The organism is Candidatus Binatia bacterium, from assembly GCA_023150935.1.
Taxonomy (GTDB): Bacteria; Desulfobacterota; Binatia; order HRBIN30; family HRBIN30; genus JAKLJW01.
Genome location: JAKLJW010000005.1, coordinates 57,342 through 70,037 on the forward strand (window position 1 = coordinate 57,342; position 12,696 = coordinate 70,037).

11 protein-coding genes are annotated in these 12,696 nt (G+C 64.9%); 6 read left to right on the forward strand and 5 right to left on the reverse strand.

Annotated features, from left to right (window positions below; genetic code table 11):
* Window positions 1–2 precede the first annotated feature (2 nt).
* Window positions 3–1,382, reverse strand: a complete 1,380-nt coding sequence (locus L6Q96_05275) for a TolC family protein (protein ID MCK6553979.1) — start codon at window positions 1,380–1,382, stop codon at window positions 3–5.
* A 248-nt stretch (window positions 1,383–1,630) separates the two neighbouring features.
* On the opposite strand from L6Q96_05275, the gene L6Q96_05280 reads away from it, so the two are divergent.
* The 4 genes from L6Q96_05280 to L6Q96_05295 all read left to right on the forward strand — a co-directional run bounded on the left by L6Q96_05280 (window position 1,631) and on the right by L6Q96_05295 (window position 5,541).
* Entirely contained in the window at window positions 1,631–2,539 is a 909-nt protein-coding gene (locus L6Q96_05280; protein ID MCK6553980.1) for an ABC transporter ATP-binding protein, read from the forward strand.
* 2 nt (window positions 2,540–2,541) lie between these two features.
* A complete protein-coding gene (locus L6Q96_05285; protein ID MCK6553981.1) occupies window positions 2,542–3,156 on the forward strand; it encodes an ABC transporter substrate-binding protein in 615 nt (204 codons plus the stop codon).
* Window positions 3,153–4,247: an ABC transporter permease gene (locus L6Q96_05290; protein MCK6553982.1), complete on the forward strand. Its 1,095-nt coding sequence runs from the start codon at window positions 3,153–3,155 to the stop codon at window positions 4,245–4,247. Before L6Q96_05285 ends, L6Q96_05290 begins: the two co-directional genes overlap by 4 nt.
* A 106-nt stretch (window positions 4,248–4,353) precedes the next feature.
* On the forward strand, window positions 4,354–5,541 hold the full coding sequence (locus tag L6Q96_05295; GenBank protein ID MCK6553983.1) for a lipid-transfer protein: 1,188 nt from the start codon (window positions 4,354–4,356) through the stop codon (window positions 5,539–5,541).
* A gap of 100 nt (window positions 5,542–5,641) precedes the next feature.
* Here the strand turns inward: L6Q96_05295 and L6Q96_05300 are convergent, their stop codons facing one another.
* From L6Q96_05300 to L6Q96_05315, 4 genes are all read right to left on the reverse strand, one after another.
* Window positions 5,642–8,011 (reverse strand): hypothetical protein, encoded by a 2,370-nt coding sequence (locus L6Q96_05300; protein ID MCK6553984.1) that lies wholly within the window; start codon window positions 8,009–8,011, stop codon window positions 5,642–5,644.
* 323 nt (window positions 8,012–8,334) lie between these two features.
* Window positions 8,335–9,360, reverse strand: coding sequence for a Gfo/Idh/MocA family oxidoreductase (locus tag L6Q96_05305; GenBank protein ID MCK6553985.1), 1,026 nt, complete (start codon window positions 9,358–9,360; stop codon window positions 8,335–8,337).
* A 12-nt stretch (window positions 9,361–9,372) separates the two neighbouring features.
* Window positions 9,373–9,849, reverse strand: coding sequence for a MaoC family dehydratase (locus tag L6Q96_05310; protein ID MCK6553986.1), 477 nt, complete (start codon window positions 9,847–9,849; stop codon window positions 9,373–9,375).
* A 108-nt stretch (window positions 9,850–9,957) separates the two neighbouring features.
* Window positions 9,958–10,239: a TMEM165/GDT1 family protein gene (locus L6Q96_05315; protein ID MCK6553987.1), complete on the reverse strand. Its 282-nt coding sequence runs from the start codon at window positions 10,237–10,239 to the stop codon at window positions 9,958–9,960.
* Window positions 10,240–10,434: 195 nt separating this feature from the next.
* On the opposite strand from L6Q96_05315, the gene thiC reads away from it, so the two are divergent.
* A complete protein-coding gene (thiC, locus tag L6Q96_05320) occupies window positions 10,435–12,075 on the forward strand; it encodes a phosphomethylpyrimidine synthase ThiC (GenBank protein ID MCK6553988.1) in 1,641 nt (546 codons plus the stop codon).
* Window positions 12,076–12,104: 29 nt separating this feature from the next.
* Window positions 12,105–12,620 (forward strand): thioredoxin family protein, encoded by a 516-nt coding sequence (locus tag L6Q96_05325; protein MCK6553989.1) that lies wholly within the window; start codon window positions 12,105–12,107, stop codon window positions 12,618–12,620.
* Window positions 12,621–12,696 lie beyond the last annotated feature (76 nt).

Here is a 12,696-nt window from a genome sequence, read left to right on the forward strand (position 1 = left end):
GGTCAGTATTCCAGTCCGGCGAGTTCGCGTCCGACTGCCTTGCTGAGTTGACCGACGGCGACGTTGAAGTCGTAAACGGCGCGCAGGTAATCCGAACTGGCTTCCGTGTACACACCGATGGCCTTGAAAAGCTCTTCCGCCTCGCCGATTCCGAGATCGAAATTGGCAACGGTGAGCAGGAGCAGGCCGCGACCTGCCTTGCGGCCGTCCTCGGCAACGCGCACCGAGTCGCGCGCCTGGACAAGGCCGGCGTAGGCTTTGTGCACTTCGAGGGCGAGGCCGGTCGCGGCTTCGCGGCGGGCGGCTTCCAGACGCTGGAGCTCGGCTCTGGCCCCGTCGATCTTGGCGCTCGTCATGAAGACGTTGAGATCCCACTGCAGACCGACGATCCAGATGGGCGCAATGAAGTTGAACGGGTCGTAGGCGAACGGGTTGGTCTGCTCCGTGCGATTGCCGGCCCAGGCGTACTGAAAACCGGTGGTGACGAACACGTTCGGATAGTACCCGGCTACCTCCAGATCGAGTCTTGCCACCTGCGCGGCGATGCCCGTTTGCAGTGCCCGGGTCTCGGGGCGCCGACTCGGGCCCTCGGCGATGTAGTTGTCGAGCGGTTCGATAGTCGCGTCGATGGGCTTGAGTTTACGATCGGCAATCTCGAAGTCGACCGCACTATCCAGTCCGATGGCTCGGGCGAGCGCGCTGCGCGTGAGCGGGAGAGAGGCGTCGATCTCGATGACCCCTCTGGCGAATCGGGCGCGGCCGGCCTGGAGTTTGAGCAGGTCAATTTCGGTTACGGCGCTGGAGCCTTCGTCGAGCCGCCGCTTGGTTTTCGACAGCGCCTGGTCGAGAGTATCGAGGTTGTCGTGCAGGACATCGGCAAGCTGGCGGCCGAGGATGAGACCGTAATAGAGCTGTTTGACGCTCAGGATGACGTCGGCGCGCTTGCTGTCGCCGCGTGCCTGCTCCGCTTGCACGCCCTCCTGGGCGGCCCGCAGGGCAGCGTCGAGTTTGCCGAACGTATAGACCGGGATGTTGACCTCGACATCGATCCGGGTGAACGGTCCCAGGCCCTGAAAGACGTCGTTCTTGTCGTTCGGCGAGTAGAGAACGCTGCCCTTGGCTTCGTTGACGAGACCGAGGAGCTGAACGTATTCGGCCGTTCCCCAGCGTCGTGCCCTGGCCTCTTCCAGCTTGGCGCGGGCCGCGCTCAGGTCCGCGGCGACGGCGCCGAGGTCCGGGCTGCCCGCAAGCGCAGCGCGAATACATGCGGCCAGGTCGTAGGGCGAGCCGGCCGCGTTTCCCCGCGCCGCGGTAATCGGGCCGAGCACAAAGCCGACGACAACGGCGCAGGCTATTATCCAGGACTTGCTTCGTATCCTCACGATCCCTGTCCCACTCCGATCGACCTGCGGGCCCGCGGTCGGCCCGGGTCGGCGCCCCATCCTACGCCGCCGCGGCTCTTTATTAAGCCAGGCGGATCTGCTTGAACAGCACCGTTTACAGGTACTCTGGCCCTCCTCGAGCACGCATGTCTACTGCGACGAGCGCAGTTTCACCTTCGCCCCCACGACCGCCCTCGATACTACATCCGGGGGCGGGGCGCACGCCCGTAGCCGCGCTTCGGCTCGAAATGCTGTGCAAGCGCTACGAGCACGTGGAAGCGGTCGCCGGCCTGAGTTTCGAGATCGGGCAGGGCGAGGTGTTCGGCTTGCTGGGCCCCAACGGCGCCGGGAAGACGTCGACCATTTCCATGGTCGCGACTCGCCTGCGGCCGACCTCCGGGGACGCTTTCGTGTTTGGTCGCAGCATCCTCCGTGACGTCGCCGCGGTCCGACAGACGATCGGCGTCGTCCCCCAGGACATTGCCCTGTATCCGCGTCTGACGGCGGCGGAAAACGTGCGCTTTTTCGGCCGCATGTACGGCGTCCCGAAAGCGGAACTGGAGCGTCGCCTCGATGAGCTGCTGGAGGAGGTGGGTCTGGACGCGCGGCGCAACGACCCGGTGGCCACGTTCTCGGGCGGCATGAAACGGCGCCTCAACCTGGCCGTCAGCCTGGTGCACCGGCCGCAATTGGTCCTGCTGGACGAGCCGACGGTGGGGGTGGATCCGCACTCGCGGGAGAACATTTTTTCGATCGTCCGCAACTTGCGCGAGAGCGGAACGGCGATTCTCTATACCACTCACTACATGGAAGAAGCGGAGCTGCTGTGCGACCGCATCGGGATCATGGACGAGGGCAAGATCATTACCATGGGAGGCCTCGACGAACTGCTGGCGGCAGCCGGTTGTACGGAGATCGTGGAGGTCCGCGGGATACCGCCGGGTGGAGACATGACCCGCTGGCAGCGCCTGCCGGGTGTCTGCAAGGCGGAGACCACAGAGAGCGGTGTTCGTCTGTTCGTTACGAGCGCCACACCGGTGCTCGCGCCGTTAAGCCAGGTCATGAGCCGCCTGCCGGGCGAACCCTCGGTGCAGATCGCGCCGATGAGCCTGCAGACCTTGTTCCTGCAACTTACGGGCAAGGAGCTTCGCGACTGACCGTGCGGCGCCGCGATCCCATTGTCGCAGCCGCGGCTGCTGCGTTTCTCTGCCTGATCGCGTCGCCGATCGCGGCCGCTCCGTCGCCTTTGGAGTACACGCGATCCATCCTCGAGCAGACCCGCCTTATCGTCGATGGTCAGCAACCCCACAACGCCAAGCTAACCGCATTGTCCGACTTGCTGAAGAAGTTCCTCGACACGGACACCATGGGCCGCGCCGCGCTCGGAAACAACTGGGACAAGTTCAAGCCCGATCAACAGCAGGAGTTTCTGAGCCTCTTTCGGGAGTTGTTCCAGCGCACCTATGTTCAGAAGCTGCTGCTGTTCGAACGCCCCGACTTCGAGTACGTCGGGGAAAAGATCGACAAGAACACGGCCCAGGCCGATACGAAGATCGTTACCCCACGGGACGAGTTCGCCGTGGTCTATCGGCTACGCCGTGACGGCGAACGCTGGCTGGCCACCGACATTCAGATCGAGGACCTCAGCTTGACGACGAATTTCCGCCGACAGCTCGATCGCATGCTCGCGAAATCGACGCCGGAGGAGGTTCTCAGCCGGATGCGGCGCAAGTACGGCCCCGGTGGCAAGGGTGCGGAGGATGAGGAGCTGTGAAGCTGCTGCGCATCATGCTGAAGGATTTGCGGCTGATTTCGCGCGACTACTCGGCCTTCGTCTCGATCCTGATTGTGCCGCTGGTCATTATCTTCGTCATCGCCGAGACCCAGTCGGGCGAGGGTACGGAGAGCATCGTCTTCCCGATCGTCAATGAGGACCAGGGCCCGGTGGCCAATGCCCTCATCAAGGTCTTCAAACAACATCTTAAGGTAATCGAAGTCGACCGCTCTGCGGCCGAGCGCCTTGTCGCGATCGAAAACACCGCGCCCGCCATGCTCGTGCTGCCGGGCGGCATGAGCAAACGTTACCTGACGGAGAAGCCGAGCACCGTAGAGCTGCTGACCGACCCGGCGCAGTGGGAAGCACTGCAGGCGATCCGCGTGATCTTCCTGCTGGCGGATCGCGAGGCCGCCTCGCTCGGCGACCCGTTCAGCGAGGAACTGCTCGAGCTCAAGGAGCGCAACCTCACCGGCAAGAGGCTCAAATTCAGCTCGCTCGAACAGAACATTCCCGGGTTCAGCGTCATGTTCGTGCTGCTCAGTCTGATCTTCAGCGTCGCGTTCGGGCTGCGCGAGGAGGAGGCCTGGGGGACCAGTGCCCGCTTGTCGATCGCACCGGTAACTCAGGAGACCGTGCTCGGCGGGAAGCTGCTGGCCCGCATGGTTGTCGGCACCGGGCAGTTGCTCATCCTGCTCGTCTTTGGGCATTTCGCGTACGGGCTGTCGCTGGGAAGCTCGCCGGCGACGCTCGTTCTGGCCGCAACGTGCATCGTTTTCTCGATGGCCTGCTTCAGCGTTATTGTCGCGGCTCTGGCGCGGACCCGCGAGCAGATCATCCCGATCGGCCTTTCGGCCGTCTTTATCCTTGCCGCGCTCGGCGGTCTCTGGTGGCCCTTCTTCGAGCAACCGAAGTGGATGCAGGCGATCGGTCAGGGGGTCATGACGAGTTGGTCGATGTTCGCGATTCAAGACGTCATGTTGCGCGACCGAACGCTCGTGCAGATCGCGCCGAAACTCGCCTTCCTGATCGGCTACGGGCTGATCTCTTTTGCCATCGGCAGCCGTTTCTTCCGCTACGCGGACAAGTGACCCGCGGTTGCATGAAGGTGGCGAAACTGGCAGCTTCTCGGCAGCGCGCCGTTGGCCGCTGCTCAGCCGCCGCGTCGCAATCACGCATTACGGAGGAACGATCGCTATGGGGCGCAAGGTCTACGTCATCGGCGTCGGCATGACCAAGTTCGAAAAGCCGGGTTCGCGCAATTGGGACTACCCGGACATGGCCAGGGAGGCCGGAGAGAAGGCGCTGGCGGATGCCGGCATAGAATACGGCCTGGTCGAGCAGGTAGCGGTCGGTTACTGCTACGGCGACTCCACCTGCGGGCAGCGCGCCGTTTACCAACTCGGTCTTACCGGGGTGCCCATCTACAACGTGAACAACAACTGCGCCACCGGATCGACCGCCCTGTTCATGGCGAAGCAGTTCGTCGAGGCGGGTATTGCCGATTGCGCCATGGCGCTCGGTTTCGAGAAGATGGAGAAGGGCTCGCTCGGGGCCAAGTTTACCGACCGCATCAACCCCATGGACAAGCAGTTCGAGTTGATGGTGTCGCTGCGCGGCTTTGCCAAAGCGCCGCCGGCGCCGCAGTTCTTCGGTAACGCCGGACGCGAGCACATGGACCGCTACGGCACCAAGCCGGAGCACTTCGCCAAGATCGGTTGGAAGAACCACAAGCACTCGGTGAACAACCCGTACTCGCAGTTCCAGGACGAATACACGCTCGAGCAGATCCTCAACGCCCCGATGGTATACGAACCCCTGACGAAGCTGCAGTGCTGCCCGACGTCGGACGGCTCGGGAGCGGCCATCCTCGCCAGCGAGGATTTCGTCAAGCGGCATAATCTGCAGGCCCGCGCGGTGGAAATCGCCGGTATGGCGATGGCCACCGACCTCCCCAGCACCTTTGGCGAGCAAAGCTGCATCAAGCTCGTTGGCTACGACATGTCTCGGACGGCGGCGCAGAAGGTGTACGAGCAGAGCGGTCTCGGACCGGAAAACGTCGACGTGGTCGAGTTGCACGATTGCTTCTCGTGCAACGAATTGGTGACCTACGAAGCCCTCGGTCTCTGTCCCGAAGGCAAGGCGGGCGAGTTCGTCGATTCCGGAGCCAACACGTACGGCGGCAAGGTGGTCGTCAACCCCTCCGGCGGTTTGATCTCCAAGGGGCATCCGCTTGGAGCCACCGGCCTGGCCCAGTGTGCCGAGCTGACGTGGCAGTTACGCGGCGCAGCCGATAAGCGGCAAGTAAAGGGTGCGAAGGTCGGGCTGCAGCATAATCTCGGCCTCGGCGGCGCTGCCGTCGTGACCATGTACCGCAAGAACTAGCTTACCCCGATCTCCATTTCTTCTTGCGCCTCCCGTCCCCCCGCCTCCGCTCGGGCGTGCTATTAGCGGCGGCGGGGCGGCCGGGGCGCAGGGGAGGGATCTAACGCGGCAGTGGCAGCTCGAAATGGTCGAGCTTGGATCGGGTGGCCGCGTGCCTGCCGTCTACGTACACCGAGAATCCTTCCGGGTAGCCGCGATAGCGTACGTTGCCGTCGGGTCGGTCCCAGACGATCGTCAGGTCGTGGCCCTTGTAACGTAACCGGTGCAACGCGAAGTGATCCCAGTTTTTCGCAGCGGGGTTTAGCTCGATGACGTCGTCGACCCGCGGGGTCAGGCCGACGGCGCCCTCCACCACCAGCGCGTTGTACATCGAGTGGAAGTCGTGCGAGATGTCCGACGGCTTCGGTCGTGACGAGCCCTGGTGCGGTTCCCACTTCGAGTAGTATTCGTGTGCGTTCGGCCGCCAATAGGGATCGAAGGGGTTGACGCCGGGATAGACGAGCGCGTTGTAGCGCTCCATCAACGCCATGAAATGCTCCGCCGTCACCGGACCGCCGGGATATCGTTTGTAGGCTTCGAGGGCCGTGCGGGCGCCCATGCTGATCGGGTGCGGAGCGATGTTTCGCGTCAGACCGTCCATTTCCCAGGTCCACCCGCGGTAGTGCGCCTGGCTTGTGATCACCGGTGGAAAGCGCGCCCAGAACTCTGCCGGGTCGACCAGCTTGGCCAGCGCTCGGTGATAACGCGGATCGTTCGGCGTTAGCCCCATCGCAAACGGAAACAGGCCGTGCAATTCGCGCACGGGGATACGCGCATTGTCGGCCGCGCGCCGCGGAAAAAAGAACCCGGCGTCGTCGTCCCAGAGCTGCTGCAGTACGGCTGCCTGGAGTCGGTCCGCGACCGGCGCGAACTCGCGGGCCAGCGGATCCAGACCCGCGGCATTTGCCAGCTCCACAATGCCACGCGCGTTGGCGTAGACGAAGCTCGCGAAATCCACGCGCTCGAGGTCGGGTAGGTCGGCATGCAGATCCAGCTTGAGGCCGAAGAAGTACCAGAAGGACAGGATGTCGAGATCGTACCCGGTGACCCGTGGGGCGGCGCGTTGCGGTAAACCGTCGCCGTCGGCATCGTAGGTTGTCAGCCACGCCCTGACGTCTGCGGCCAGCGGCGGTAAGAGTTCGCGCAGCGTCTCCTGCGGTATCGGATGGACGCGGTGGTACTCGGCCGCCGCCGCCGCGATCCAGTGCGAGTAAGTCTCGTTCCAGTAAGGGCTCCCCGGCGGGTCAAGCAGCGCTCCGAACGGTGCCTGGTTACGTGCCGCGTTGCGCAACTGGTCCCGACCGAACGTCGGATCGCGCAGGTAGCTCAGTTCCTTCATCTGGACCGGCACGGCGAAGGTAATGGGGTTGTCGAACCCGAGCTTGCCCTCGTAGAACCGGTAGCCCCGCAGGTCCGGCGTGTCGGCTTGCGTCAGGTTGAAGCGCACGACCCACCAGCGGTAGTACCACATGCGCTTGAAACCCTCGTCCGAGGAATCGAAATACGGTACGTTCTCGAGAAACCAATCATTGTACTCGCCGCGGTGCCGTTCGAGCAGGCCCTCAGGCAAGGATGGCGGTGTCGACGGCGCACGCTCGCTGCGCTCGTAGCTGACCGCGAGTTGCGCTCGCTGCTTGCTGCCGTCGGCGGGAAGGGACAAGGTCCGCCGCACGTGCGGTGCCGCCGTTGCCGCGGCGGTAAACCCCGGCGCATCGAGGTAGACGAACACGGGAAGGCGCTGGAAAGTGCCCCGGCCGAGCAGCGGATAGCCGACGGAACCCTGGGCGGCGGGCATGGCGAGGTACGGAGCCGTTGCCTCGATGTCGAGCGCGTGCTCGTGGTTGTCCGCACTGTGTGCCGCATAGGACAAGACGGCGCGATCGTCGAACGTGATGAACTTGTGCTCCTCGATCACCACCGGCGGCGTCCTGTACCGGACCAACGTGTGACTCGGGTAGCGCTCGATCGTGTACTGGTCGTCGTAAAGGGCGACCGGTTGGCCGTCGACGAAGAACTGCACGTCCAGAAGGCGCCGAGCGCAGAAGCTCGAGTGCAAGTAACAGAATTTCCCGACCAGCCCGGGTTGGTGCAGCAACTCGTGGTTCCAGAGACAGCGTCCGGAGGAGAGCAATAGTTTGTCGTCTTCCAGCATCAGCTCGCGGGCCTGACTGCGCGGCAGTCCCGAGGGCGGGAGCTGGAAGACCTGGTGCCCGAGAGCGGCGTCGATGTAGCGTCGCTGCGCAAGCGGGTGGTCGCGGACCGGCTCGGGTTCGAAAGCCAACCAGTCGGCAAACAGGACCGGTTCCGCAGTCGGCGGTGGCGGCGCCTGCGAGATCGTCGATGGAGTCCGCTGCCACCGGTGGACGAGCAGTCCCCCAGCGGCGAGCAAGACGGCCCCTGCGATCAGCCAGCGGATCGGATGTGACACCATGCGACCGTATCACGACCGCACCGGCGGCGGGAACGCTAAGTGGTGATGGGCACAATTACGGCGACGCATTCCGTGCGACGCTTTCCGTTCGCCCTGAGTAGCCCCATTTTCTCAGGGGCGTATCGAGGGGCCAGCCCGGCGAGCGGCTTTGCGGCCCCGCCCCTCGATACGCCACCGAAAAGATGGTGCAACTCGGGGCGGACGGAATACGTCACCGTATTAATGGACCGAAGTACGAAGTACCTGGCCCCGGAGACGACTCGGAGTCCCGGGCTCCGGGTCCCCGGATCGGAAGTCGCGCGTCGAACGTCGAACGCAGGGTGTCAGCTCGGCGCACCGGGGACTTCTGGACGAGCGGCGGGGCGTAGCGACCGGCGCGGCGTCAGGCCGGCGTGCGTATACACGGCGTCGATGACGCGCATGTTGGCGATCGCGTCTTCAGGACCGGTGAGCACCGGCTCGTTGCCCCTTGCGGCGGCGACAAAGGCGCGCAGCTGATGGGTGTAAGTAGACTCGCTGCGCAGGCGCTCGCTGCGCGTGCCCTGAGCCGTCTGGACCCGCAGGCGGTGGAAGAACTGAGGAGCAACGGGGTTGAGTACGGAAAGACGGCCCGCATCGCCGTGCACGGTGGCACTGGCACGCAACAGGGTGCCGGAAAAGAGGGAGCAGCTCATGTGACCGGTCCGGCCGTCGTCAAAGCGAAAATCCGCGGCCATCGCCCGGTCAACGCCGGGCGACGATAGCCGCGCGGCGGCCCTGACCACCTGTGGTTCGGCGCCGGCCAGGAAGCGAACGATGTTGATCGCGTAGCAACCTGTGTCCATGGTCGCCCCGCCGGCAAGGTCGAGTCGGAATCGGATGTCGCCGGGCCGGAGCAGCGGCACGCAGAAATGCGCCTCGATGTGCCTCACGGTACCCAGTTCACCGCTGTCGACGATCTCGCGCATGCGGGCAGCCAGGGGATGGTAGCGCCAGTGGAACGCCTCCACGAGGACGCGCCCGGTCGCCCGAGCGGCTGCCGCCATGTGAGCGGCCTCCTCCGCGTTGGCGGCGATGGGTTTCTCGCACAACACATGCTTCCCGTGTTCGAGAGCCCGAATGCTCCACTCGCCGTGGTGGCTGTTCGGCAAGGGGTTGTAGACGGCGTCGATCTCGGGGTCGGCAAGCAGCGCCTCGTAGGTCGGATGGACGCGCATGATGCCGTGCCGGTCGGCGAACGCACGGGCCCGCGCCGGGTCGCGCGCGGCCACCGCAACGACAACCGCCTCGTTCAGTTTGCGGGCCGGAGTCAGGAGGGCGAGGGGTGTTATCCGCGCCGCGCCGAGGACGCCCAGACGGAGGGGAAGCATCCGACTTCGAGCCTACTTCAATGGGGGGTGAAAGAGCACGAGCATCGTATACGTCAGCGCGGGGCGCTCGTTGCCGACGACGTGAACGGCGACCTCCTGCGTCACCTGAGTGCCCTTGGGCCTGGCCTCGACGGCAACCAGGCGAATGCGACCGTGGACCCTGGAACCGGCCGGGACCGGACTCACGAAGCGGAGCTTGTCGGCGCCGTAGTTGGTTGCATTGCCGAAGCCGACGATGCGGAAGTTCTGCTGCGGCCGCAGCGCGGGAATGAGACTCAGCGTCAGGAACCCATGCGCGATCGGAGTCTTGAAAGGGCTCTCGCGCTTACAGCGTTCCGCGTCGACGTGGATCCACTGGTGATCGCCGGTAAGGTCGGCGAAGCGGTCGATCATTTCCTGGGTCACTTCGACCTCGGGTCCCCACCCGCCGAACTCCTCGCTGACGTGGGCCGACAGCCTGGCGATATCGTCGAAGCGAACCTCTTCCATGAATATCCTCCTCCTTCTGCAGGGTTGGTCCAGGCCTGAATGCCCAGGCCCGAGCCTACTCTTAGTACGTGTCGCCCGGCGGCGTCCATCCGGGTAGGGCTACCCGCGTCATCCCGCTTGCGCCTGCCAGATTGTCCACACGCCTATGGCGATGAACCCGAGACCTGCCACCCATGACAGGAGCCGGGGGCTGATGTACTCGGCCAGCAGCGCGCCCCCGAGTACGCCGATGGCCGAGGTGGCTACGAGCGCCAGCGCGGCACCGACGAACACCGTCAGGCGCGGGTTGTTCCCGTCTGCAGCGTAGAGCAGGGTGGCGAGCTGTGTCTTGTCGCCAAGCTCGGCGAGAAAGACCGTGCCGAACACCGTCAGCAAGAGTCGCAGATCCATTTTGTACCTCTGGGCTGCCGTAAATCGCGACCCGTCGCCCGCGGACCGCGGCGCTTACCCTGCCAGAAAGCGCGTCGGCTTGCACCCGTTGGTGGCGGGGCGTACAGTCTGACGCACTGCAATGCCGATTCGAGTGCCTCGATCGTTGGCGCGCGCCGACGCGCCTGACGTACAGCCGCACCAAGGAGTCAAACCATGACGCAGTTGGAGTCCGCGCGCCGCGGCATCGTCACCCCGGAGATGCGGCGAGTCGCGGAACGCGAGAACGTGACCCCGGAGTTCGTCCGTGCCGAAGTGGCGCGCGGACGACTGGTGATTCCCGCGAATCGCCGCCATCTCGCCGGCAGCGGCGGTACGCCGCCGGCGGCACTCGGCAACGGCGCGGAGCGTGCCTACGGTCCAACCTCGTCCGGTCACCCCGGGGCGCGGGACGGCGGCCGCCTGTGGGTAAACCAGACCGTGGCGCAGCGCTGGCGGGAGATCCAGGACCCGGCGCTCCTGGTCGGGGAGCGGGCGCCGAAGCGGCTCGATCCGAGCGGCATCGGTCGCACGATCACCACCAAGATCAACGCCAACATCGGTGCCTCGCCGGTCGCCAGCACCACTGACGCCGAGGTGGAGAAGCTCCGTTGGGCGCAGAAGTACGGGGCCGATACGCTCATGGACCTGTCCACGGGTGGCGACCTGAACGCCTGCCGGCAGGCTATCGTCGACCACAGTACGATTCCTATCGGCACCGTGCCGATCTACAGCATGATCGTCGGCCGGAGCATCGAGGACCTGACCTACGACGCGATCCTGAGCGAGATCGAGCGGCAGGCGCAGCAGGGCGTGGACTATTTCACGATCCACGCCGGCGTGCTGAGGGAGCACCTGCCGCTGATCAAACCTCGCGTGACGGGCATCGTGTCGCGCGGTGGGTCGCTGCTCGCCAAGTGGATGCTGTACCACGGTAAGCAGAACCCGATGTACGACCTGTTCGACGAGATCAGCGCGATCATGCGCGAGTACGACGTCACATACTCGCTGGGGGACGGACTGCGGCCCGGGTGCCTGGCGGACGCCTCGGATGCGGCCCAGCTCGCCGAGTTGCAGACTCTTGGCGAACTTGTCCACCGGGCGCGTGCGGCCGGGGTGCAGGCCATGGTCGAGGGACCGGGGCATGTGCCGCTCGATCAGATCGCCTTTAACATGCAGTTGCAGCAGCGGGTTTGCGACGACGCACCGTTCTATGTGCTCGGTCCGCTCGTGACCGATGCTTTCCCCGGTTACGACCACATTACCAGTGCCATCGGCGCCACCGAGGCGGCACGCGCCGGGGCCGCAATGCTTTGTTACGTGACGCCCAAGGAACACGTCGGATTGCCCAAGGCTCAGGACGTCAAGGCCGGGTGCATCGCTTACAAGATTGCGGCCCATGCGGGCGACATTGCCCGCGGGATAGACGCGGCGCGGCAGTGGGACGACGACATGTCCCGCGCCCGTGCGGCCCTTAACTGGCCCCGGCAATTCGAGCTTGCCTTCGACGGCGAAACCGCGCGGGCTTTGCACGACGAGGATCTGGAAGTCGATACCGACTTCTGCGCGATGTGCGGCCACGACTGGTGCAGCATGCGCATCTCGAAAGAAATCGTCGAGTTCGCCAGCGGCAAGGACCCCGGTTTTCAGCCCGCGCGTCGTGCGATGCCCAGCCCCGGGGTCGAAGAGGCCGGGCGGACACTGCTGCGCGAACGGGCCCTGCCGGTGGAGCGCGGCAAGCACGCATGCCATAGCGATCTGGTGGCAGACCCGGCTTCGGCGCGGGCCATTCAAGACGACGCGCTCGCGCCGGAATGAGGCGGGGCAGACACAGGAGGAAGCGGATCATGAAGCGGACGGGACAAATCGTGGGGAAGGCTGCGCGCATCGCCGCGGCGCTGGCGTTGGCGGCGGGTCTGGCGATTGCGACCGGAACCGGCACGGCGTGGGCGGGCGGGGAAGACTGGAACGACGCCCAGATAAAGTGGATGCCTTACGCGGACGGAATAAAGGCTGCCAGGGAGAGCGGGAAGCCGATCTGCCTGATCTTCTATACGACCTGGTGCCCCCACTGCGCCAATTACTCGCGCGTGTTCTATGACCCGAAAGTGGTGGAGCAGGCCAAGTCGTTCGTGATGATTCGCGTCGACAAAGACAAGGCCCGGGACATCAGCGCCCAGTACAAGCCCGACGGCGAGTACATCCCGCGTACGTACTTCCTGTCGCCCGACGGCAAGCTCGACGAGTCGATCACCGAGGCGAGGCCTCAATACAAGTACTTCTACAACGAGCAGGACGCCGCGGGGATCCTTGGCGGCATGAGCAAGGCGCTCAAGAAATTGGGGGCGCGTTCCGCGAGTTGAGCCTCGCAGAGGCTCAGATCTCGAATCTTCTTCGAGACGTCAGCGGCGGGACGTTACCCGGTCGCTATCGGAATCG

Excerpts from the sequence above, each read along its gene's own strand:
- L6Q96_05305 (MCK6553985.1), bottom strand. The coding sequence starts at position 9,360 with ATGCTTCCCCTCCGTCTGGGCGTCCTCGGCGCGGCGCGGATAACACCC.
- L6Q96_05325 (MCK6553989.1), top strand. The coding sequence starts at position 12,105 with ATGAAGCGGACGGGACAAATCGTGGGGAAGGCTGCGCGCATCGCCGCG.
- L6Q96_05315 (MCK6553987.1), bottom strand. The coding sequence starts at position 10,239 with ATGGATCTGCGACTCTTGCTGACGGTGTTCGGCACGGTCTTTCTCGCC.
- L6Q96_05310 (MCK6553986.1), bottom strand. The coding sequence starts at position 9,849 with ATGGAAGAGGTTCGCTTCGACGATATCGCCAGGCTGTCGGCCCACGTC.
- L6Q96_05300 (MCK6553984.1), bottom strand. The coding sequence starts at position 8,011 with ATGGTGTCACATCCGATCCGCTGGCTGATCGCAGGGGCCGTCTTGCTC.
- L6Q96_05280 (MCK6553980.1), top strand. The coding sequence starts at position 1,631 with ATGCTGTGCAAGCGCTACGAGCACGTGGAAGCGGTCGCCGGCCTGAGT.
- thiC (MCK6553988.1), top strand. The coding sequence starts at position 10,435 with ATGACGCAGTTGGAGTCCGCGCGCCGCGGCATCGTCACCCCGGAGATG.
- L6Q96_05295 (MCK6553983.1), top strand. The coding sequence starts at position 4,354 with ATGGGGCGCAAGGTCTACGTCATCGGCGTCGGCATGACCAAGTTCGAA.